The following is a 22,160-nucleotide window of genomic DNA, read 5'->3' as shown; positions in this document are numbered from 1 at the left end:
GCACCTACTCCTGCGCAACCCAGTAGGAGGATCCTGCAAGCACCTGCACGCGTTCTATCCGATCGAGCACGACCTCCGGCAGGACTTCAAACTCGAGCTCGTAGGCGCCTCCGAAGGGGCGAACCTGAAGCTCCGTCCGGCTTACTGCCCCGACATACTGGGTGTTCCAACCATCTTTCAATGGGTCCAGCCAGAGCTCAGCAGCGAGTCCCTTTGCTCCCTCGATGCGCCCGATCGGCAGCGCAGCCGTGTGCCACGCGCCGCCAAAATCCGTCACATAGGCGGGCCCCGTCTGGGTCAGCCCGTAGCGGATGAAACCCTCATTGTAGCAGGCTAGGGGGTCGGCGGCCTTCTTGCAGTCCTTGACCCCCGTTCCGACGAAATTGACCGCGATCAATCCCCAGCGAGCGTTGTACCTGAGGTCGTAGGGCTCGGAGCTAATCCCCTTGTTGAGACGCCCCCAAGGGTCGAGAAGGAACCGAAGTCTCGCCCGGACTGGGTGACTTCCGGGGGAACAGAACGTTCCGGTCCCGTCGGTCGGCTTGACGGCTGTCCAGACGCCGGGACCGTTACCGCCGTCTTGGACGCACAACATGAACCACTCCCCGCGCTGAAGGTACAGGTCTTGCCCATCGACATTCGAAGCCTCGCCGGCGGCGAGCCCGGGAAGTGTGATCACGTCGATATCGGATTGAGCGACAGCACTTGGACGATTCAAGGTGAACCCGGCGGTGAATGCCTCCAGGTTCGCCACGTAGTCTTCGATCTTGTTCGCGTAGATCCCACCGGGGACGGGCGTGCCGACGGCGAGGCCGACAGCCTTGGGGAGGCTGAGGTCGTATCCGTAGACCTCGTCGGCCCAGGTCGATGGCGATTGGACGAACGGTTCCGGCTCGGTGATGGCCGAGAGATCGACAACGTATCTGCTCTCGATGCTCCTACGGGCGGCAAGGGCATAGCGGCGAGCGCCCTCGACCAGCGCCTTTGCGCGCCACAAGTCGTAGGCCCGATACCTCCGGTGTAACCCAAAAGAAGTCCGAGAGCCTGATGCAGCGAGGGACGATTCCAGTTCGAATCGAGACTTCGCCAGCCCTGCACTCTGAAGAATCTGCTGAATGCGTGCGGCGCTCTCTTGGATGCGCGCAATCGAGTCCGTGGTCCCGCTGATTGCGCTGACAATCCCCGCATATCCGGACAGGGCAGACACCACCACTTGCTGCTGTGCAGGCGGGAGCTCAAGCTTTAGCTCTTCACACTTGTGCTTCTGAGCAAGCCAAGGTCCGGGCGACCAACTGAGACCGAACCCAACTCCTGTGCCGCCCTTGCCTCCCAGATTCAAGCCAGCCGACGCGGAGAGTCCCTGCAGTAGCGCCTTCCGCATCGTCCCCGCGGAGCAGTTGAGGTCCTTCAGTTTCTGCTTCGACTCGAGGATCTTCTCGGCAAGCTCGACTTGGGCGTCGGCAGCCTTCCATGATGCATACAGCGACTTGAGGTTTTCACTCGGCGCTTTGAGCGCGGTCCATTGCTCGATGAACGCGGTCTGAAGCTCGCCGCCCGCATACTCTGAGAAAGCGGGCGCCTTCGACGCCTTGATCTGCGCGAGGACCGGGTTTGCCACCTGGACCTCAGTCGTCAGTACGGCGTTCACCACTTCTTCGATGACGCAATAAATCGCCACCGACGGCTGCGTTTCAGGGTCCGGTGCCGACGCGCACACAGTATTCGGCACTGGCGCTTGGACGCCTGGGTACCAGTCGATGCTTGGCGTAGTCCGTGTCAACTTCACTTCGCAAGTATCGGAGGCCGCTCCGCAGGACGCCGCAAGCGCCTCCTTGAAGGCCACCGTCGCGAGAGCGCTGTCTGCCGCGAGCTGCTGCTCCGATTCGTAGTCCTGCACGAGCCCGTCCACTGCCTTCTCCACTGCGGCAGTGGCGCTCGATGCTGCTTGTTTGGCGAGCTTCATGTACTGAGCGGGCGCGTCCTCCGAGTTGATACCTCCAGACAAATCCGGGGTGTACTGGGGACTCCAGTCGTGTGGAAGGCCGAATGCATCAAATGCGGGTCGCACCGGGTTGTGCGGGGTGACAACTCGCTGCTCTTGGATCAGTCCCCCGAGCTTGCCCCCGGTTGCGATGTATTGTCCTTCTTCCAGGTGGTCGACATCGAATCGCAAGTTCGCACCGAGCAAACGGGCTTGGACTCCGTCAGAGTCGAAGCGCACCGCGAAGATCGTGTGCGTCTTCTCGTCATCCAGCGGCATGAATGCCGCCCACCGGCGCGGTGTCGCTCCGTAGTATGAGTCCAGCGTCGGGTTCTGGGGCAGAACCAGTCCGCATTCGTGGTTGCCGTACGCGAGGTTGATGACCTGTTCAAGTGTCTGCCCATACAGAGAGATCGTTGGCGCCGAGACAAGGTTTCCCGCGAGCGGCGAATGCGCCGCACACACTCCCCAAGCGACGCCCGGACCGGGCTGCCAGAACGCGTCATCCGCACCGTATGTCCCTTCAACATAGTACGTTGAGAGGAACACGGATGGCTCGGGCACGAACTCGGCAACCAACAGAGTATCGCCCTTCACCTCTAGTGCTGGACGCACATTCACACTGCTAGTCCCAATCGCTCCGTTGATGGTTTCGATGACGCGGCGTCCCTCGGCAAAGTAATCCGTCAAGCGTGGAAGTTCGGGGAACGTTTGCTGGGTGTATGCCTTATCGGTCAAGTACGCCATGCTCCACATGAGCATTTGCCGTGTGGCCGCTAGCGCAGAAACGCTGCCCAACGAAGCGTCCCGGAAGTGGTTGGTAAGGCCTGGCATTGGGCCCTGCCCGGCCCACCCATACGTCACCAGCGGATTGACTTCCCACGGCGCCATGAACGTCTGCGTGCCATAGCGAGTGAATCTGGGCGCGTCATCCTCCAGTGAGCGCTGCGCGAAGACCTCGTCGCGGTGGATGTGGAGCACCTTCCCGGTGGGACTGGTCATCGACTCAAATGTCAACGACCTGGTCGCGTTGACGGCCCCAGCTCGTGTGTCAATGGACTTGTCTTCGGCCATAGGCCACGCCCACCACTGCCCGCCATTGCATATGGGTGGAAGCTGGCCTGGGTACGTAATATCAGTCGCAGGTGGGACTGCCGCGTAGTCGACCGCTCGAATCAGGAACTCGACGAGTTGACGGGCGTGCTGCGGCGTAATGCGGTGCTGCTCCCACAAGACGTACTTCTCGTTGGGGAATGCAAGCGTTGGTTCGAGCACGGTGTCCGACGTCTCGCATCCCGTGCACGTGTTCGTCACATCGTCGCAATTGAAACCGACCCCGCATGTGCCACCGGAGCCGCATGGCCCCCCCGTCACGGGCTTGAAGCATGTATCCTTGCGCAACTGAGTCTCGACGCTCTTGTATAGGAAGTCAGCACTCTCCTGCTCCAAGAGCGCGTTACAGGACTCCTCCTGAACGACGAGGCGCACGGCGTCATGCGACCGCGCAAGACTCCAAAGCTCCCAGACCTGGGGCTCCAGAACGTCACGCTGAAAGTGCGGGTGAGCGGAGTATTCCGGCCAGTCGAAGCCCCAGCCAGGCAGGCCTTTTCCGCTGGCGTACGGGACATCGCCGGGTTGCTGGGATCCCGTCGGGTGGAGCCAGGGACCGTCGTCCCGAACGGCAAGTGCTTGCCCGCCAAACGCAGCGGCGAGCAGTCGTTGGTACCAAGAACCCGCTCCCCAGAGCTCGTCTCCGCGGTTCTGTCCAACGCGGTCCGTTGGTAGTCTCGCCCCACGGCTACGCGCCAGCAAGGACAACAGTTCTTCGCTAACCGCAACGTGGAGCTGTACTGCGGCGGCGAAGTCTCGCCCCATCGCAAACAGGTGCGCACGAGGGTCCCCGGAGCAACCTGGGATGGCGTTATCCGCGCACTGCGCGGCCCAGGTCTGAACGCTCGCGAGCAGCCCGGTCGCCCCCGGATTGCGGGGCGCAGAAAAGAGAACGCCAAGTGCGGCGTAGTGCAGCATGGCAATCTGCACGCGCTGTCGAATCGTATCGAGGAGTTGGCGCTGCTCTGCTTCACCGAGCAGGAGCGCTTCGCCACTGGACGCGCCAGGCGCAAGTTGCCGCATCTTCTGTGCGATGCACAAGTTCACGCCTGCGACGCGCAGCAGGCCACTCGCCTGGTCCAACGCTGGGCTCGCAGTTGGGTTGACAATGCGCTCCTTGACACCGACGGGTTCCAGGATGACCGCTTGGTTGTTGGCCAGCGTGATCGGATCGCAGTTGTATAGGCGTTCCGCGCGCAGCTCGATCCACGCTTGGTACCATGGCCGGTTGTCGATCCCTGACTTCCACGGAGGGCTGTTCTTCGGCGCGGCGTGCGCGATGTGAGCCTTGATCTGCTGGAGGTAGTCGTCGGTTGTGTAATCCGTACCGAGTTCTGCAGTGGCAAACTGGCCCGTGACCGGATCCATCATGCACGCCGCGAAAGCGTCCGCGACGACGAGGTCGATTTGGGTGCCGTCCCATTTGGACTCCACATTCCCGGTCGTGGAGGAAGGGACTCCGCAGACTACGTTCTTCGGTGCAGTCTTCGCGCAGCAAGGAACCGGCGTCAGTCCTGGTACTGCAATAGCTGACACCCGAGTGGCAATCTCAGGCTGATCGGTCGCCGTGGCGCAGGAAGCCGCGAGCAGTGGTAGTGCCACCAGCAATTTTGCAAGTCGCGTCATGTTCCCTCCTACTCGGCACTCCATGAACACCGAAACGTCGCCGGGCCCGGCGCTGACTCGGCCTCGAACGACCGGACTTCGTCGATCGCACCTGGAACGCGCCCCGAGATCAAACAGACGTCGTGCTGCGGCGCGCACCCGAGCACTCGCTGATCCGCTTCGGGTTTGACGAATTCGCCCGGGGCGACCAAGGTGTCCTGCATTCGGCCGGGCTCACCTGTTCCCGCCTTGGTTCCGGTGATGGCGCCGAGGATTGGGTTGCAGTTGTCGCGGCAACAGGAGCGAGGATTGGTCCAGCTGACCGTCCAGTGGCGCTCGCAGGTAACCGGCTCATTGCCCCAAGAGAAACGGGTCACGTTCGGACCGCGCGCCGCGAGCAACCACTGAGCAACGGTTGGAAGGCTCCCACCAACCCATGAACAGAACTGCTTGGCCTGTTTCGGTGTCACACACGTAACCGGCGCATCGGCGGCACCCTCGACATCGAACGTGAACCCCGCCGCCCCCGCCGCGCGCTCTGCACACTTGGGCGAGGAGTCACCTGGAGCCGAGCAGTTTCCGCCTTCCACGCAGCGAGCGTACTGGGCGACAGTGGTCGGAGTGACGGCGATGCGAAATGACTGCACCTCAGTCGTGTGCCTGGACTTTCCGAGCTTGACGCCTACCGTCACCGTACCGCCAGAAAGGCCGATTTGGGCCGGAACTGCGTCCTTCGGCGCCCGCGCCGACGTGTTCCGCTCTTCGCCGTCGGCGCACGAAAGGGTCCCGCCGGCGGCGATACTCAGCACGACGGCTGACATTGCACTTCTCTTGCGTCCCCGACTCATCTTGCTCGCCTCCTCCAGATTCCCAACACTCCAAAGGCAAAGAGCACTACCGCGGAGTGCCCCGATTCTTGCGCGGGCGTTCGACACCCGCATGCGCCGGATTCTCGTGCGTCCGCACCCTGCCCGTCGCCCCCCGCCCCACCGCCGCCGGCGCCGCTGGTACCTCCCTCACCGGGCGCACCCCCGCTTCCTCTGACCGTGAGCTTCAGGACCTCAGCAGAGCTCAGTACACTGGATTCGCCATGACCACCGGCAACGAGGACCGCCCCCGAGAGCAGCGTTGTCACGGTGGGCGACCCTCGAGCCGCGCCAAGCGTAGGGAGAGGCGCGGCGCTCCCGCCAATGAGCTGTGACGCCGCAGGACTCCAAGCTCCCGATGCTTCGGCTCCCCCGGCTACGAGCACGCCCCCCGCGAAGGCCGCCGCGCCATGGGAGATTCTCGCGAGCCCCACCACTTCCTTCCAGGTTCCGCCCGCAACGAGCGCCTTCAGCGGTGAAGCAAGCGCGGTCGAGTACAGCGAGCCCAGACAGCTAGCTGGGAGTCCGCTGCAGCCGCCAGCAAGCACGAGAGTAGCGTCTTCCATGACGACAGCTCGGTGAAGCCACCGCGGACCGGGTAGTGGGACGGCTTTCGACCAGGTATTGGAGTCTGGATCGTAGACCTCAGACGACGCCGTGACCTCAGGATAGCCGAGTGCATCGACGCTGTATCCGCCAGCGGCAAGCACGTGCCCATTCGGAAGCAGGGTCGTGGTGTGACCCGCGCGCGACGTGGCCATGCTTGCGGCCGGAGACCACTTTTCGGCTACCGGATCAAATAGCTCCGCCGACGCGGACGCACCAACTTGATCGAGGCAACGGCCGTCCTTGCAGCTCCCGGTAGTGAGGACGCGACCGTCCAGCAGTGCTGACGCCGCGTCGAGGATTCTGGCTTCCGCGAGGGCACCAACCGCGCGCCACGTGCCCGTCTGCGGTTCGTAGAGCTCCGCGCTAGTCAAGATGTGCTCGTACGCACATACCGGCGCATCGCAGCCACCAAAGGCCAGCACCGTCCCAGATGCGAGTCGCACCGCGTGGTGCTGGTACCGCCCATTCTTCAGCGAGCCGGTGGTGGCCCATGTGCCCGATGCCTGGTCGAAGACTTCGGCAGACGACTCCCCGTAGACTCCACCCACAACCAGGACACGCCCGCTGCTCAGAACGGTAGCCGAATGCTCGGCACGCTCCACGGCCATGTCTGTGGTCAGGGTCCACTCCGCTTCGAGTGCGAGGGCGGTCTGCGAACCATCGACTGGGGTAAACACGACTTCGCATACTGAGGCACCTGGCGAGACCAGCTGCCGTCCCCAGGGAACCGCTGGCGACTCGTCCGCCGCGCAACTCGGTGTCGAAGCGCGCCAGCGAGCATCGTGTCCACCGCTCCGCGGCGGACGTGCCCGCAATCGTGGAGCGCCGGTCGCGTCCATGAACTCCACTGACTCGCCCACTATTCTGAGCGCGGAAACTCCGTCAAGGCCCGCTACCATCCGGAAGGCCCGTGCACCCGCGTGCCAGACCGGTTCAAGCGGCACCCGCAGTGCGCCGAGCGCTTGCTGCGACGTCGAGGGCGGCACGTTCAACCTCACCGCCAGTGCAGCCGACGCGGGGCGCACCACAATTCCAGAACTCAAGTGCTCGACAACTAATCCCTTCACACTCCACGCGTCAGCAGGTGGGCGCGGTGTGGCGCCAGCTGTCAGCGTGAGGGAAACCGCAAGAATCGCCGCCTTGGAGAACGCGCGCAGGTTCATCGGCCGAGCCTTGCTCCTCCGCGTCTGTGCGCGCCAACCGAAACCGCCGCCCGCACGAGTGGTGTCATCGTGGATCGCGCGGAAATCCAACCATCCTCACCGTGCGTGTACACGGCCGCCAGCGCCCGCCGCGCGCCAATGCCCGCTGTCGCCATGCTCGACGGTTTCCAATCCGGCATGGTCCTCACTCTTCGCGTTCCTCCTCCACCGTCGCGCCAACGAGCACTTGCAGCCGCCTGAGCCCATTCAGGATTGCCCGCGAGGACTCGGCGTCAACCGACAAGATCCGACATCCATACGACAGTGTGCGCGGATCTGCGTCGGCGCGACGCGCAACGACGGCGTGGTCAGTCGAACTGGGTAGAGCAGCTGTACCCGGTGCCAACAACGGTCTCGATGCGCACGCCAAGCGGCTCCAGGACGTCGCGCATGCGCTCGATGTGTTTCTCCAGTGCCTTGTCGGTCGCGCACGGGTTCTCGAGTCCAAAGGCTTTCAGGGCGTCAAGCTCCACCGGCTCCCCCTTCGCGGCAACGAGCTGCCTGAATATCCGGCGTTCTGCACCGGGCTTGAGCGCATCCAGCACCGTTTTGAGGCGCGACCGGGCGCCGGCACCGTTGGCGCGGGCTGCGCGGACCCGCCGGACCACCGCTCGCAACCTTGCGCGAAGTTCCGCGCCCGGGGCGGGCTTGGTGACGAAGTCGTCGGCTCCCGCGTCGAGCGCCTCGACCTTGATGTCCGAGTGGCCCAGGCAGCTGACCATGACGATTCCGCCCCCGAACTTCAGTTCGCGCAGCCGGCGGCAGGCGCTGATCCCATTCTCTCCGCAGAGCAGCACGTCGAGGAGAATCAAGTCGCAGCTCAGCAGGACGCCGGAGCGCAGCGCTGCTTCCGCGGACTCGAAGTCTTGGACCGAGAAGCCTTTGCCCTGAAGAAGGCGCCGGAGGGCTCGGCGCTGCAGCTCCTCGTCGTCGATGATAGCGACCGAAACGTCGGGGCGTTGGGACTGAATGGCCCGCGTGCCGTCCGGGGGAGTGTCCATCGGTGCGTCCATCGGTCGTTCACCCGCGGGAGTTGCGCGATTTCTTCATAGGCCCCGGCCCCGGCCCTGGCCTCACCCTGCGGTCGCAGGATACCGGAATCCGCCTGCGAGGTCATGCGGCACTTCCAGTCGCAGCTGCGACCGTCCGTGACGCAAGACCCATGATTGACCCTACCGATACGGTCAGCCCCGCTTCCCGCGCGGGCGAGCTGCCTTCCGCCCGGGAGCAGCGACCGCCATCTGGGCGAGGACGACCACGGCCTCCTGCGCGTCCGGCGGCAGGCGCTCGAATCGCGGGCCGATGCGCTGGGCGGCGGCTTGCGGAACGGAGGGGCCGAGGAGCTCGGCGGCGGAAACCCGGAGGGCCTTGGCTACCGCAAGGATCGTCGAGAGGCGCGGGTCACGGCGGTCGTTCTCGAGCGTGGAGAGGTAGTGCGGCGAGAGGTTCGAACGTTCCGCAAGGTCATCGAGCGTCAGGCCCAGCGCCTTGCGTCGGGACCTAATTTCCGCGCCGAGCTTCATGCTCCCGAGCGTGACCCCCACCCCTTCGGTGAATGCACGACAGGACATGGTCAAGTTGCACGACAGTGCCCGCGAACGCGATCAAAGGCGCCGCGCAAACCGACGATCGTCTCCACATGGGTCGTCGATCTGGTGGACAGGTTGCGTCGCAGCCGCCCCACCACGCCGTCGCAAGGCGCGGCTCGACGCCCGCCACGAACGCCTCACGCGCGCCGGCGACGTCGCAAGGCGGCGAGCAGCGAAAACCCAAGGAGCCACGGAGCACGCGCTTGCGCGGGAGTCGAGCGGCATCCGCAGCCGCCGTCCGACGAGCCGCTCGATGGCGTCCCAGTCTGCCCCGCGGTCCCGCCAGCCGGCTCTCCGCCGGTGCCGCCCGAGCCGACTGGCGCATCCACGCACTTCTGGTTCAGGCACACACGCGACAAGATGCAGTCGAAGTCGGACTGACAGCTCGTAGGACACTCGTCGATGGTGGGGTCGCAGGCGTAGTAGCCGCAGTTCGAATCGTTTGCCTCGCACTTACCCTGCCCGTCGCAACGGTGGATCACCAACTCCGAAGGCAAATTGCATTCGGTGTTCGCGCACGTGGTTCCGGTCGGATGAAGCGCGCAAGCCGCGGCGCCGTCGCAGACACCCGTCTTGCCGCAGGTGCTTTCGGCTTCCTGCAGACACTCGTCGAGTGGATCGGTCCCGTTCGGGACGGGCTCGCAGACGCCGTCAGCGCCTCCGCCCTTGAGGGACGCTGCGCACGCGCGACAGGGCGCTGGGCACGCATCGTCGCAGCAATATCCGTCCCGGCACACGTTGCTGGCGCAAGCCGTCGCGCCGGTGCAGGGCAACCCGCGAAGCTTCGCCTGGAACACTTCGGCCGTCTTGCTCTGCACGCCCCCGGTAACCAGGATTCGCGCGGTGCCGGCCGCGTCGGACAATAGAGTGGCGGTGGCGTGGCCCTACCTTCCACGAGGTTCGCCGCGGCGAGCCACGTGTTCTTCGTGGGGCTGAAGTAGTCCGTGGGCGCGAGCTCGGTGGTCCCCTGGTATCCCCCGATCGCCATGGCAGAGCCGTCGGAAAGAGGAATCAATCGGTGCCAGATACGTTCGGTGCCTGCCTGAACGGTGGACCAGGTCCCCTGCGACGGGTCGTAGACCTCACCGATGCTCGTGAGCACGTCGTCGCCGCCCGATACGAGCACTCGACCGTCCGAGAGCCGCGTAGCCGCATGTCCCCAGCGCGAACGCCCCAGCGGCGCTGCGCTTTTCCACGTCGAGGTCGTCGGATCGAAGATTTCCACCGACGCGAGCGCGGCGGTGGTCTTTCCACCCGCCACCAGGAACCGCCCGTCCGCGAGCTCCGTGCCCGATGCGCTGGTCCGCGCCTGCGCCAAGCTGGGTCCCGGCGACCATGTACCCGCCGCGGGATTGAATATTTCGGTCGAGGCGAGCTCCCACAGCTGGAACCCGCCGTAACCTGCCACTACCAGGACGCGCCCGTCGGCGAGCCGCAGGGCGGAGTGATCGTATCGACGCGTCTTGAGCGAGCCCGTCGCGGTGAAGGCGCCGGTCTTCGGGTCGTAGATCTCGCACTCCGGAGTCGGTTCGCCTTGATCGCCTCCGACGATCAGGACGCGCCCGTCGGCGAGCAGCGTCGCGGTGTGCTGCCGTCGTTCGACGTTCGTGACGCCGGTCGCCGCGAAGGTCCCCGTGGTCGGATCGTAGAGCTCCGAGGCCTTGGTTGGGTTGAAAGGATCGGGCTGCTGTCCGACCACGAGCACCCGTCCGTCACCCAACACAGTTGCCGTGTGCTCCCAGCGCTCGACGATCATCCCGCTGGTCATCGTCCAGGGAGGATCGACGACAACAGGAGGCACCAACCCGCGGTCGTCCCACACGAGCGAGAGCGTGCACTCTCGAGCCCCCGGTCGGGTGATGGCGCGTTGCCAGGGCGCCGCGGGGCTCCTATCGACAGCGCAACCGTCGATGCCGAGTCGAGCGCGCCGAGTCACGCCGGCTGCATCGACGACCACGGCGGGGCCAACACGAATTCGCGGCGCGCCTTCGTCGTCGAGGAACTCGACCACCCCGTCCACCTCGCGAAGTCCAGCGACGCGAGACACATCGACCTGGTATTCGATGCGCGGCGGGTGGTCGCTGTCGAGGAGCCAATAGTCTTCCACCCCAAGTGCGGCGCTGCGCAATCCGAGCGTGGCTCCGGGACGTGCACCTCGGTACGCGACCCAGCCGCGATCGACCTTTGCTTCGCCTACCGACTTCCACTCAGCGACCGTGAACGCCACGCTGAGGCCAGAGCTCGGGTCGGAAAGCGTGACCGGTGCTTCACCCCATCGACGCGGCAGGCTGACCTCTAGGCCCGCGCGAGGTCCGGAGTTCGCCAAGGAAATGGTGCCGTCGCTGCGCAACCAAGCGGCGCCCTCGCCACCCTGCGCGAGTGACTGAAACCGCTGCAACACTGCCGACTCCGAATCCGGCGATCCGCTCGCGGATTCGTGCGAAAACGGACCGGAGCCACACCCTGCCAAGAGCAGCACCATGCACCAGACGACTCTCATGATCGGCTCCCTCCGAGCGTGTGCACGCAGCGCACGCACAGTGGACTCCTCCAACGTCTCCGCGTCAAGCGCACCCCGTGCACAGGAGACGAGCGCACCCGCATGGTGGGGGGCCGATCCAATTTCGGAGCCGCGCCAACGGCGGGGCTATGGCTGCGAGAGCCGCACAACAATGCAAGCAGTGAACCTTCTCGGAACAGCTCGGAGTATCCGAGCTGCGACACCTCGGCCCGCGTCAGCCGAAGTCCCCTCGGTAACCAAACCTGTCCGCGCTCGCGCAGCCGCGCTGTACGGCAACAACCTGCAATGATAGCGTCGCTCCTGATGGGTGGCATGAGACATCTGGGTGAATGTGTGGCCGCGGCTCTGCTGCTCGCAGCGGCGACCGCTTCCGCGCAAGAAGCATCGACCGCACCGAAGGAAGGCGTGCCGGCCGAACCCACACCGGCTCAGCCGGCCGCTGCCCCCGACGTCGTTCGGCTCAAGGACGGCAGCATGTTTCGCGGAACGATCAGCGAGCGCGTCGAGGGCGACTACGTGGAAATCGTTCTCGTGACTGGGAAGACGCGGCGCTTCACCATGGACCAGGTCGAGTTCGCAGGCGCTGCTGCGAGCTTGCCCGGCCCGAAGCCGGAGCCGCGCAAGACCGAGGCGCCAGCCGGAAAGAAAGAGGTTCGCCCGCTGGTGACCATTCGCGGCGAAGAAGCGAGAGTGTCGCTAGTGGCGGTCGAGCCGAACGTAACTTTCCACCGCCGGGCGGCGACTGCAATTGCAGGTAATGTCGCGGCGACCGGATACGACGAGATCTGTGTGGCGCCTTGCGAGGCGACGCTGCCCGCAGGTACCTACACGCTTGCGCTCTCGAAGGACAAGGACAAGCCCTTGGAGACCGATGCTGTTCGCATCCCGGCGGGTAGTACCCGCCTGGAGGGCAAATTCGAGAGCCGTGCAGGTCTGCGTACCGGCCTGCTCTTGGGCGGCATCGCCGCCGCCGGGGTCGGCACCTACTTGATGTTCACGTCGAGCGAAGAGAAGGAGGAGTGCGATTCGCTTGGCTGCAACTCTACGTACGAACTCAACTCCACCAAGCTCTACGGCGGAGGGGCGCTGATGATTGGAGGTGGCGTTCTTGCCTGGTATGCCTTCGGCATTCGCGACAAGGCTCAGGTCACCGTCCAGCCTGTTTCCTCAGGCGCACTTTCGCGCCGCGCGTCTTCGTCCGTGCGCGCTCTCGTGCCCGCAGGCCTCTCTGCGTCGGCGCAGTTCTAACGCCGAGCATGGGCGGCTCCTGACTAGCGCGCCCCCGCCGTGCGCGCTCGGGTTCGCGGCGAACCTCCGCGGAGCTCTCGGCCCAGTGCACCACATCGACGCGGTCCAGCTTCAGGTCTTCGAGCGCTTCGGAGGGAAGGTGTCATGCCGGGAGCGCTCGGCCTCACCGAAGGCGGACGCTGCGGAGCGCTCCGCCCTGGACGCCGCGTTCCCGCGACTGGATGCCACGCGTAGATCCAGGTTCAGAAGCACGTCGCCGTTAGCAGGACGCCCGGCGCGAACGTCGGGTCGCGCTCGATCAGGGTGGTCAATCTCACGCTCAAGCCAAAGTTCCAATCGACGCTCGTGGACCACTCGTGGCCGACGCCGAGTGCTGCTCCAGGCGCAGCGTGTGTCTGGCGGCTGATCGTGGCGCCCAAGCCGCCGGCGATTTGGAAGTGAAAGCCGTCCCAGCCGCTGAAGTAGTAGTCGAGCGCTGGGCCGACCACGCCGACGAGGCGTGGCTCTGCTCGCCGCTCGAGAAGCGGGACGCCCTCGCCGTACGCCCCGCCGCCGAGCACTAGGCCCCGGCTCACGGGTCCGCCGAGCGCGAGCTCGAACGGGATAGCCAGCCCGGCGACGGTAGTGCTCGATGTGACGAACGAGCCCCACGGGGGTCCCGCGTAAATCGTGCTGCTCTTCGGACCGAAGTACGCACCGAGACCCGCACCCAAACGGACGTACTGACTGGGATCTCGTGCGCGAACGGGTTGCGCCCGACCCGCGGAGTCGGCGCGGGCCTCGGCGACCGTGGCGAGCACGAGCGCGGCAATCAACCCGACCGCGGCGAGCGGCTTCCCACTCATGCGCGCAAACCTATCACAGGCATCCCGCGCCGCCTCCGCGAGCTCTTCGGCGGCCGAGCCCGGCCGCGCTGGAATCGTCACCACCGCTCGGCCCTCGGCTCGATACCGGTCGAGCACCGTGCGTTCGTGCTCGACGCCCCGCTCCGCCAGGAGCTTCCCGCTCCAGCTCGTTCTGCCCAGGGCGCTCGAGCTTCTTCTCGGCGACCGCGATGTCGGGCACGGTCTTGTGCTCGCACTCCGAGAATCCGCTCGGATCCGTGGCGGCCAGAATCAGGCTGGAGACCGAGCGATGCATCGGGGGGAACGATCGCGGGAACGATTGCCGGATTCAAGAGGCCGAACCTGCCGCGCAGATCAGGTCGAACACGTGACGGACAGGTATGTGAAGCTCGTCGAGTCCGCGTCCAACTCGCGCGAGCCAACGCAGATCCTCGCTCTCGTTGCTGATCCGGTGTTCGCGTACGTCGGAACGCAGACTCACGCGGATCTCGCGCTGCCGAGGCAGCGCCGGGCCTGATGCAATTAGCCCGGCCCGAGACAATCGAACCGGGCGAGTTGGACGGTGGAGGCGAGGTCGGTCGTGGCCCAGCTGATCACCACGCTGTGACCGCTGGGCGAGCCGATGATGTTCGGGTGCCCCTGGAAACTGGCCGCGAAGGGTAGACTTTGCAGCAGGTCGCCATGAGCATCGACCATGGTGAGCACGATGTTGGCCTTCGTGTCTGGTGGATGGTCCACCCAGGTGAGAGCCAGCGTCCCATTCTCGACGGACGCCGCATCGACATACACGGGGAATGCTTTCGCGCCAGTGAGCACGAAGGGACCGAAGAACGCGCCCGCAACGGCGTCGATACGGGCCGCGTTCAGCACAGGTGCGGCGCCGCCGCTCGCCTGTGTCCATGCCACAAAGGCACCCGTGGGATGGGACGCGACGGAAATCGCGTTTGGCGGAGCATCGACCTTGAAGCTATGCAGCACGCTCACGGAACCGCTCGGCAGCAGGTGCAACACGTCGATACGAAGCGGCGGGCCGCCGACGTTACTGGACCCACAGCCACCCGGTGGCGCGAAGGCGCCGTTGGAAAGCGCGAGCAGCCAGCCGTCCTGGAATCCAATGGCGTCCGCCGTGATGCCCCCAACGGCGCATGCCAGCGTTTGGGTGCTCACTTCCGGTGTCGGGCCGCTGGACTCCACGATGTGGACGACGAGCCGACCGTCCAGAGAGGCGATGCCTAGGAGATGCACCCCGGTTTGCGCTCCTCGCGCGACGAACAGCGGGGCTCCAACGGTAAACAGCGGCACGCCGGGAGCAACGGGGCCCGTCGCCGGGTCGATGTTGGGGGTGAACCCGAGCATTGGCCCCTGACCGAGGAGCAGGGCGAATCGACCGCCAAAGCTCGAACCAGTGCGGAGATCGCTCGCGAAATCCACCGCCGGGAGAAGCGAGACCGCCGGCGCCAGTTTGCCGGTCGGGGGCCACGCCAACCACGGTGAGAACGTCGCAGCATCGACATCCGACTTGGACGCCGGGCCCGGTGCGGCGCTCCGAATGAACGCGACCGACACCTGCTCGCCGTCGTCGCTCGACGCGACGGCTTGTGGGCCAAAGTCAGCGGAGGCGGAGCCCGGCTGGATTGCCACCACGGGATCGACCTGTTGGAGTGCGACGCACCCAGCAACGCCGCTCGTGCCGCCGACCGCGCCGACTCCGCCAGTCGCGCCGGCTCCGCCTGTCGCCCCCACGGCTCCAGCGCCTGCACCGCCGCTGTCCACGCCCACGCCGGGATCGATCAGACCGGTGCGCGAACCGCACGCGGCGCAGAGCGCGACCGCCACAAGCCAAGCGAACCGAGGACCTACCCGCAGCTCGGAACGGGTGGCTCGTCGTAGCTGCATCGGAGGACGCCATTCGCCCGCTCGCACGCCGCGACCGGATACGATCCAAACCCGCACGGAGTATCCCAGCAGTAACAGTACCCAGTGTCTTCTTGCTGGCAGCAGTACGCAGCGCTGCCAGTACATGAGTCCACCTCGTAGTCGATGGCCAAACCAACGCCGCACACACAATCCCCGTTCACCGAGCTCGGGCCGCAACGCACACGTTCGCAGATGCAGGAGTCTTCGTAGTCGCAGCACACGGAAAGGGCTCCGACGTTTTCCGGAGTGCATGCTTTCCCGAAGTCCGCTTCGGACGAGTAGCTCCCCGGGTCTCCACAGATGCAGCCTGAAGGGTTGCCCGTGTCGCCGTTCATCGCCTTGCAGCCAGATCCGCTCGGACCTCCCGATGACGACCCTGAGCTGCAGTTGAGAAGGGCTCCAACCGTGAGAAGCGCAAGCGCCCGCGACCAGGACATGCTCCTGCGTCTACGGCCTTCACCGCGGCCGGTCAACGACGGGCGTACCAGCTGTACCTGATCCGTCCATGCACTGTCCGCACGCGGCGCCGCACTGCTTTGTGGCAAGGCAGTGTTTCCGCTGGAAACAACCAACAGCACGATTCCTGTCCGCTCGCGTTCAATCGAGCGCGGCGGGTTCAGGGCGTGCGGGCCGAGGGTTTTGCCGACGATACTTGCCTGCGCCGTAGGTGGTGCCTCTGGTGGTCGCTGGCGGCATCACGCAACCCTCAGCTGCTACGCTTCTGACGCATGTCGGCGCCCACGACCCGCCTCGCGCTCCGCGCCATCCCGTGGCTCGTTGCCGCCCTGGCCACGGCGACCGCGTGTGCCGGCGAAGCGGACGGTTCAGGCGCGAACACCTGTCCAACTGACTTCCCGTCGGGAGCCTGCAGCGCAGATCCCGAGCTCCGATGCGAATACGGCGGCTCGTGTGGTTACACGTTCGCATGCGCGAACGGGCAATGGGTGAAGGTGGGCCTCCCGTGCGACATCTTGCCGTCCTGCCCACCCAAGAGCACCCCACTACCGAAGGTGGGGGATGGCTGCCCGCACTCGAGCCCAGCGTACTGCAGCTTCACGGCGAGCTGCGGCTGGATTGGCAGCGCCGAGTGCCACGCTGGGATCTACGACAGCGTCTTCGACCCGTGCCACGACGGCGGCATGGACGCCGCACCGGACAGCGGCGCGGAGGCCGGGCCGGACTGACCCCCAAGACCGCACCCGAAAATTCGGCGGCGGACCGATGCCCGAGCCGCAACCGCATGCCCCAGAACCGGAAGGATTACTTCGCGACCTTGGCGAGCGCACCATCTTTCGCGCCGACGTAGTAGACGCAAGTCGCGTCGACCGCGACATCGTGGGCCTTGTTGTCGGTCAGCTGGGCGAGGGTCACCGGTGCGCTGCCCAAACTGGGCCCGCTCGCGACGGGCATCGGAGCAGGTGAGCTGGGGATAGTGGTGACGCCGCCGATGTCAGAGACAGCCCGTTTTCACTACCCGCACGTCGTCGACGTTCCACGGAGACGGTCGCAAGTCGGCGATGCGCTTCATGGTGCGACCGGGCGCTCGGCGGGTCGCTACTCCCACCGGGCCACCAAACGCCCGCAGTACGGAGTGTCCAGCTCGGCAGTCACCACCGGTGAAACTCCGCAGCGCTCGAGAGTCCCCGTCAACCCACTCACCTGGCTGTGCTCGATCCAGACGTACTCGTCCACGAAGTGCAGGAGCGCGCTCTTCGGACCCGTCATCTCGACACGCCACTCGCCGTAGTCGACCATCATGCGCCGGTTCTGCCCCAACCAGGTCAGCGCTTCCTCGGGCTCGCGTTTCGCCAGGTACCTCATGAACGCCTCGGCGCGGATCAGCGGCGACAGCCTTGGCGTCGCCCTCCACATCCGCCCGAGCGCGCCGCCAGGATCTTCCTCGTCCAACAGCACGGCGGCCACTGCTTGCTCCCGGAGGAATGCTCTCAGCGGGTACATCAAGAACGGCCACCTGGAGCGAGCTCCAGACACGGCTCGCCACACTGCCAGAAGGTCCGGCGACCGCGCTTGAACCGCCTGTTCGGCCAGCTGGAAGAACAGGCCGCGTACACGCGCGTGGGCGGGCGCGTCCGCCATTCGCTTCTCGACCCCGAGCAGCGCGAGGCCCGGCCCGAGGTCGACGGTCAGTCTGCAGGCTGTCGTGCCGACATCCTACCACCTTGCCAGCCCGGGAAAGTACTGGTGTGCTCGACAGGCAGTGGCGACGAACATCAACGGTGCGCAAGGCATGATCGCGCGCGACGAGAATCGCGCCGCGCGCGCGACCGATGACCCTGTGGAGCGGGCCGTGACCGAGATTCGTCACCTGTCCCGCGCTGCATCCATCGAGCTCGCGCTCGGCGTCGGGGGGATCGTGTTTCGCCACCTGTTCAAGGGCGACATGGAGCTCGTCCGGCGCAACGGGCCCAAGGAGGCGTCGTTCCGACGTCTCGCGCTGCACCCCGAGCTGCCGATGAGTGCCGCGAGCCTTTGGCGTGCCGTCGCGATCTTCGAGCTGTCCACGCGCGTTCCGCTGATCACGCAGAGCAAGCACCTCGGGGTAACCCACGTTCACGCCGTCTTGGGCCTGCCGGCCCGGGATCAGGAGCAACTGCTCGGCACGGCGGAACGCGAGCGCTGGACGCCAGCTGCCCTGCGCGCCCGGGCGGCCGGGCGCCGAGGCGGACATGGAGGACGTCGGCCCAAGCTCGAAATCCTGCGCGTGCTCGACGGACTTCGGCGCCTGGCGGCCGTGCCAGTCGAGACCTTTGGCGATCGTGCCGCCGTGGCGACGCTCAGCGCGGAGGACATCGACGTCGCCCTGGTCGCGCTACGCGAGCTCGACGAGCGACTGGTCGAGCTACGAGCGCTGCTGCACGAGGCCAGCGGCTGAGGACAGGCCACCGGGACCGTTTCAGCGTGAAACAGTCCCCCCCGAGCTCAGTTCGAGGAACTTCGAACCGGGCTGCCGCCGACCAGCGGCAGGAACGCCCGCACCGTCGTGCCGACCCCCGGATCCGAGTCGATGATCAGCTCACCGCCGGCGCGGCGCACCCGCGACGACACCAGGGTGAGCCCGAGGCCGAGACGCCCCTTGCCCGTCGCCGTGAAGAAGGGATCTCCGGCATGAACGCGGACATCTTCGGCCATGCCCGCACCGTCGTCCGAGACCTCGAGCACGACCGCGTCATCGACCAACGAGACGTCGACGGACACCCTGCGCCCCGCGCCGCCCCGCGCCGCCACCGACTCGACGGCGTTCGCAACCAGGCTCGCGACGACCATGGCCGCCTGCCACCGGGGCATTCCGATCTGGCACGCGCGATCCACGACCTGCACTTCGAACGCGGCGCTGGGCTGGACTCCGGCCGCGAGGGTTCGCGTCACTTCGCGCGCGACTTCGCAAAAGTCCACGACCTCGTCGGTCGGCTCGGTGCTGACGAGCTCCCGCATGCGCTCGACGACGCTTGCCACACCCGCGACTGTTTCGGCGATTGCGTGAGCGCGGTCGGCCGGCGCCTTGTCGCCGCCAATCTGCCGGGCGAGCTCGGCGCTTTCCTCGGTTGCGCGGGAGAGCGGCCCTGCGATCGCCTCGCCGAGCGCGGCGGCGAGGAGCTCGAGAGCCGTAGTGTCGTCTTTGCGGACGAGGTCGATGAGGAAGAGATCTCGGTGCAGTCGCGCACGCGCCCTCGCACCGGTACGCTCGACCACTCTCTCGAAGGTCGCACCGGATGCGTCGCTGGCGAGGATGAACTCGTCGGCGCCGTAGGCGATGGCGCGTTGCCCCGCTTCTTCGTCGCGGACGACGGCGAGAACCGCGCCGTCGACGAGCAGGCCCGTTATCGTCGCTGCGGGGCGCTCCGGGTTGCCAACGACGTGTCGGAACCGGTCGTCGCGCAACGAGGGAACATCATGCTCGTCGAGGAGCCAGAGCACGGTGATGGGCGCGGTCATCCTCGCCTCATATACCGGCGCGTACACAGGACGACCAGGGCTCCCACGCGCGAAGAACGGCCATTTCACCGACGAATCGTCGGTGCTCGGTCGTAGACCTCGCGCAACCCCCGGAATTCGCCAGCGTCCGGGAGGCACTCTTGCACCGAGGCGCACCGGCCGTTCTTCTAGCGACTGCAGACTCGATCGGGGTTGTCGAGGGTGGGGGCGCGCGGGGGGGCTCGGGAGGGCGGGCGCGCGTCTTCTCGTGTCCTGCTACGTGCACGCGCCGCTGTGAGCCACGCGCACGCCCTCGGTCGCAGCGCATCCCGCGTTGACGTAGGTCTTGCCATTGCACCCGCAGACCGGCGAGAGCTGCCCGGTGCAGGTGCCGCCGACCGTCACGCAGCCGCCCGGTCCGTCGCACGTCTCTGCGTAGCAGTACTCCCCGCCCTGGAAACATTGGGAGTCGTCGATGCACGGGAACTTGGTCCCTTCGGGCGGGAAGACGCAGAGTGCCGGCTTCGCGGGGTCGAAGCACTGGCCAGTGATGCTGCAGCACTCCTGTCCCTTCGGACACATCGAGGACGTCGCGCAGAACGTCACGGTCTTGCCTGCCGAGCCGCCACCCGCGCCCAGCGTCTGCGTTTCGCCGCACTTGCCCTGACCGATGACGTACACGCCTTGCGCACACGCGGTCTGCACGTCGGGGTACGTGACGCCGTTGCATCCGCACATGAGCATGCCGCTCGAGGTCCCGCAGTTGGTCTTGGACTCGCAGTAACCGGGACCCAGGCAGAGCTGCCAGCTCGCTGGCGAGCAGAATTCGCCCGGTGCGCAGTGCGCGCTGGAGCCACACGGTTTCTGACCTTGCCGTCCCGGCGGTAGATTGGGCACCTCGCAGCTGCCCGGCGAAGCCGACGGGTCGAAACACTTCCCGGTTCCGAGGCAGCAGTCCTCGTTCGCCGCGCAAGTCACGCCGGCGCAGAACACACCGGCACTCCCAGCCACTCCGGCGCTGCCCCCGCCCGATGTCGTTCCTCCCCCGCCGGGCGACGCGGCAGTTCCGCCGGTGCTTCCCGTCGCGGAGCTTCCGCCGGTGCCTCCCGTCGCGGAGCTTCCGCCAACTCCACCGGTGGTGCCGGCGCCGTCGCGCTCAATGCTGCCTGAGCACGAAACGCTCGCGACCACGACGGCGACAACTGCGAAGATTCGCGTTGCTCCTCTGTTCCACGTACGCATGTCGTGAGCTTAGCTCACAGTGATGACGCGCCCGCCTGCCGGCCGCGCGCATCCCTGGAATCGGGAGACCCAGCGGCAGCCTTCCCCGGCCTCCGCTCCGCCCTGCATGGCGCCGCACCGAGGGCCCAAATAGAATGGATTGATGAGCGCGAGGCGCGTGGTCCTCGTTGGTTTCGCGGTAGGCGTCATCGCCTGTTCCGGGAAGACGGATCGAAGCTGCAACGAGGCTTTCGACGACTGCGGTCAGGCGTCCGGAGGCTCGTCCGGAACCGGTGCCACCGGCGGTGCGTCGAGCGGCGGTAGCGGCGGCGTGCCCGCGAGCCCAGAGCCCCCCGACGGCCCGTTTCCGGCACCGAACGTCGCAGCAGCGAGCTGCTCCGCGCCGGGCACGGTCACCGACGTCTTCGATCTGGCGGGCGTACGCGCCTGGCTCGCGAGGACCTGGTTCTTCTGCAGCGGCGGTTCCATCTTCGAGTCGCCCCACGATGGCATCGAGTTCGCAGAAGACGGTCACTGGTATTTCCTGGATTTGAAGCTGGGAAAGCTAGTGCGGCGCCAGGGGTTCTCGGGGGGTGGCAACTGGGACTTGGTGGACACCTCGAGCATGAACGGCCCCGGTCCCAACTCGGTTCAGCTCAACATCAACAGCTCCCAGGGCGGCGGCATCCCCGCGTTCGTTCGCTTCGCGGTTGAGCCGCTGAAGCTCAACCTGAGCGCGTACCCGGGCGTGCCCACGGAGTATGTCGCGGCGAGCGCCGCAGGCCCGCCAGCCGCCTGCGCAGTGTGCGAGCATCCTTTGTTCACTTGCGGGAAACCCGGTTCGGAGTCCGTCGACTTCCAGCTGGAGTCGCAGCAGAGCGGCGGTTGCACCGGACGCATCGTGATGGCGGGGGGTACGCCTTCCACCGAGGTCAAGATCCAGTGCAGCCCCGCCGCGGTCTGTGCCAACGAGCTCTGCTCACCCACTGAGCTGACCGACACGTCGTTCACCTGGAACGGGGCGACGTGTAGCGCTTCGGACTGAACCTGATCCAAACGGAACCATCCAAGCTCCGCCTGCGGGTGCGCCGTGACAAAGCAGCGGCCTGCGATGGCCCGCTCGTGCTGAGTATCGTTCGCGAAACTCGAATGCGCTCCCGGCACCCGCGGCAGGACGGGCGCGCAGGCCCTGCAGTTGCGGGACCAGAGGCGGGTCGATAGCGTCCGCTGGTGGAGGCACTGATGCGGAAGTCCGTCCTGCTAGTCGCATGCTCTCTCGTTGTCGGAGGTTGCGGCAGTTCAGGTTCAGGAGGCGGGGCTGCCGGCGGTGCGGCAGGCATCGGCGGCGGACTCGGAGGGTCCGGTGGGCAGACCGGCGGGGCTGGAGGTTCTGGCGGGACTTCGACCGGTGGAACTGGCGTCGGCGGCGCGAGCGGGGGCGGCGCCCCGGGCACTGGAGCCACTGGTGGTACCGGGGGCAGTCCCGCCGGTTGTACGGAGATTCACCTCTCAA

The 22,160-nt window shown here is 66.3% G+C and carries 17 protein-coding genes; 4 read left to right on the top strand and 13 right to left on the bottom strand.

Features of this window, described 5'->3' with window-relative positions:
- Positions 1-4: 4 nt before the first annotated feature.
- The 7 genes from HS104_06465 to HS104_06435 form a co-directional block, all read right to left on the bottom strand.
- Positions 5-4,717, bottom strand: a complete 4,713-nt coding sequence (locus tag HS104_06465; GenBank protein ID MBE7479616.1) for a hypothetical protein — start codon at positions 4,715-4,717, stop codon at positions 5-7.
- 8 nt (positions 4,718-4,725) lie between these two features.
- On the bottom strand, positions 4,726-5,517 hold the full coding sequence (locus HS104_06460; protein MBE7479615.1) for an SUMF1/EgtB/PvdO family nonheme iron enzyme: 792 nt from the start codon (positions 5,515-5,517) through the stop codon (positions 4,726-4,728).
- Between the two features lie 23 nt (positions 5,518-5,540).
- Positions 5,541-6,848 (bottom strand): hypothetical protein, encoded by a 1,308-nt coding sequence (locus HS104_06455; GenBank protein MBE7479614.1) that lies wholly within the window; start codon positions 6,846-6,848, stop codon positions 5,541-5,543.
- 833 nt (positions 6,849-7,681) lie between these two features.
- Positions 7,682-8,374 carry a response regulator gene (locus tag HS104_06450; GenBank protein ID MBE7479613.1) on the bottom strand — a complete coding sequence of 231 codons (693 nt, stop codon included), beginning with the start codon at positions 8,372-8,374 and terminating at the stop codon, positions 7,682-7,684.
- A gap of 183 nt (positions 8,375-8,557) precedes the next feature.
- Positions 8,558-8,896, bottom strand: a complete 339-nt coding sequence (locus HS104_06445) for a helix-turn-helix transcriptional regulator (protein MBE7479612.1) — start codon at positions 8,894-8,896, stop codon at positions 8,558-8,560.
- 203 nt (positions 8,897-9,099) lie between these two features.
- Entirely contained in the window at positions 9,100-9,444 is a 345-nt protein-coding gene (locus HS104_06440; GenBank protein ID MBE7479611.1) for a hypothetical protein, read from the bottom strand.
- A complete protein-coding gene (locus HS104_06435; protein MBE7479610.1) occupies positions 9,441-11,462 on the bottom strand; it encodes a hypothetical protein in 2,022 nt (673 codons plus the stop codon). The genes HS104_06440 and HS104_06435 overlap by 4 nt, the downstream gene beginning before the upstream one ends.
- A 354-nt stretch (positions 11,463-11,816) precedes the next feature.
- On the opposite strand from HS104_06435, the gene HS104_06430 reads away from it, so the two are divergent.
- Entirely contained in the window at positions 11,817-12,731 is a 915-nt protein-coding gene (locus HS104_06430) for a hypothetical protein (protein MBE7479609.1), read from the top strand.
- A 242-nt stretch (positions 12,732-12,973) separates the two neighbouring features.
- Here the strand turns inward: HS104_06430 and HS104_06425 are convergent, their stop codons facing one another.
- Both HS104_06425 and HS104_06420 read right to left on the bottom strand, forming a co-directional pair.
- Positions 12,974-13,576: a hypothetical protein gene (locus HS104_06425; protein ID MBE7479608.1), complete on the bottom strand. Its 603-nt coding sequence runs from the start codon at positions 13,574-13,576 to the stop codon at positions 12,974-12,976.
- Between the two features lie 522 nt (positions 13,577-14,098).
- Complete coding sequence (locus HS104_06420) at positions 14,099-15,412, bottom strand: hypothetical protein (protein MBE7479607.1); 1,314 nt, start codon at positions 15,410-15,412, stop codon at positions 14,099-14,101.
- An 809-nt stretch (positions 15,413-16,221) separates the two neighbouring features.
- On the opposite strand from HS104_06420, the gene HS104_06415 reads away from it, so the two are divergent.
- Positions 16,222-16,677: a hypothetical protein gene (locus HS104_06415; GenBank protein MBE7479606.1), complete on the top strand. Its 456-nt coding sequence runs from the start codon at positions 16,222-16,224 to the stop codon at positions 16,675-16,677.
- A gap of 76 nt (positions 16,678-16,753) precedes the next feature.
- Here the strand turns inward: HS104_06415 and HS104_06410 are convergent, their stop codons facing one another.
- Positions 16,754-16,903, bottom strand: coding sequence for a hypothetical protein (locus HS104_06410; protein MBE7479605.1), 150 nt, complete (start codon positions 16,901-16,903; stop codon positions 16,754-16,756).
- Positions 16,904-17,047: 144 nt separating this feature from the next.
- The gene (locus HS104_06405) at positions 17,048-17,590 is read right to left on the bottom strand and encodes a DUF2378 family protein (protein ID MBE7479604.1); all 543 of its coding nucleotides are present in this window, start codon (positions 17,588-17,590) and stop codon (positions 17,048-17,050) included.
- A gap of 211 nt (positions 17,591-17,801) precedes the next feature.
- Here HS104_06405 and HS104_06400 point away from each other — a divergent pair, with 211 nt between their 5' ends.
- Entirely contained in the window at positions 17,802-18,386 is a 585-nt protein-coding gene (locus HS104_06400; protein MBE7479603.1) for a hypothetical protein, read from the top strand.
- A gap of 47 nt (positions 18,387-18,433) precedes the next feature.
- Here HS104_06400 and HS104_06395 read toward each other — a convergent pair whose 3' ends face one another.
- Entirely contained in the window at positions 18,434-19,447 is a 1,014-nt protein-coding gene (locus HS104_06395) for a hypothetical protein (protein ID MBE7479602.1), read from the bottom strand.
- Between the two features lie 255 nt (positions 19,448-19,702).
- Complete coding sequence (locus HS104_06390; protein ID MBE7479601.1) at positions 19,703-20,419, bottom strand: hypothetical protein; 717 nt, start codon at positions 20,417-20,419, stop codon at positions 19,703-19,705.
- A gap of 391 nt (positions 20,420-20,810) precedes the next feature.
- Here HS104_06390 and HS104_06385 point away from each other — a divergent pair, with 391 nt between their 5' ends.
- The gene (locus HS104_06385; protein ID MBE7479600.1) at positions 20,811-21,692 is read left to right on the top strand and encodes a hypothetical protein; all 882 of its coding nucleotides are present in this window, start codon (positions 20,811-20,813) and stop codon (positions 21,690-21,692) included.
- Positions 21,693-22,160 lie beyond the last annotated feature (468 nt).

Source organism: Polyangiaceae bacterium (assembly GCA_015075635.1).
Classification (GTDB): Bacteria; Myxococcota_A; Polyangia; order Polyangiales; family Polyangiaceae; genus JADJKB01.
The sequence above is the reverse complement of the archived record's forward strand: the minus strand, read 5'-3'. Positions and strand labels throughout refer to the sequence as shown.

Bases quoted from the DNA above. Each gene is read 5' to 3' on its own strand.
- HS104_06410 (MBE7479605.1), bottom strand. From the start codon at position 16,903: ATGCCCGTCGCGAGCGGGCCCAGTTTGGGCAGCGCACCGGTGACCCTC.
- HS104_06460 (MBE7479615.1), bottom strand. From the start codon at position 5,517: ATGTCAGCCGTCGTGCTGAGTATCGCCGCCGGCGGGACCCTTTCGTGC.
- HS104_06415 (MBE7479606.1), top strand. From the start codon at position 16,222: ATGTCGGCGCCCACGACCCGCCTCGCGCTCCGCGCCATCCCGTGGCTC.
- HS104_06425 (MBE7479608.1), bottom strand. From the start codon at position 13,576: ATGAGTGGGAAGCCGCTCGCCGCGGTCGGGTTGATTGCCGCGCTCGTG.
- HS104_06465 (MBE7479616.1), bottom strand. From the start codon at position 4,717: ATGACGCGACTTGCAAAATTGCTGGTGGCACTACCACTGCTCGCGGCT.
- HS104_06435 (MBE7479610.1), bottom strand. From the start codon at position 11,462: ATGAGAGTCGTCTGGTGCATGGTGCTGCTCTTGGCAGGGTGTGGCTCC.
- HS104_06445 (MBE7479612.1), bottom strand. From the start codon at position 8,896: ATGAAGCTCGGCGCGGAAATTAGGTCCCGACGCAAGGCGCTGGGCCTG.
- HS104_06395 (MBE7479602.1), bottom strand. From the start codon at position 19,447: ATGACCGCGCCCATCACCGTGCTCTGGCTCCTCGACGAGCATGATGTT.
- HS104_06405 (MBE7479604.1), bottom strand. From the start codon at position 17,590: ATGGCGGACGCGCCCGCCCACGCGCGTGTACGCGGCCTGTTCTTCCAG.
- HS104_06385 (MBE7479600.1), top strand. From the start codon at position 20,811: ATGAGCGCGAGGCGCGTGGTCCTCGTTGGTTTCGCGGTAGGCGTCATC.
- HS104_06450 (MBE7479613.1), bottom strand. From the start codon at position 8,374: ATGGACACTCCCCCGGACGGCACGCGGGCCATTCAGTCCCAACGCCCC.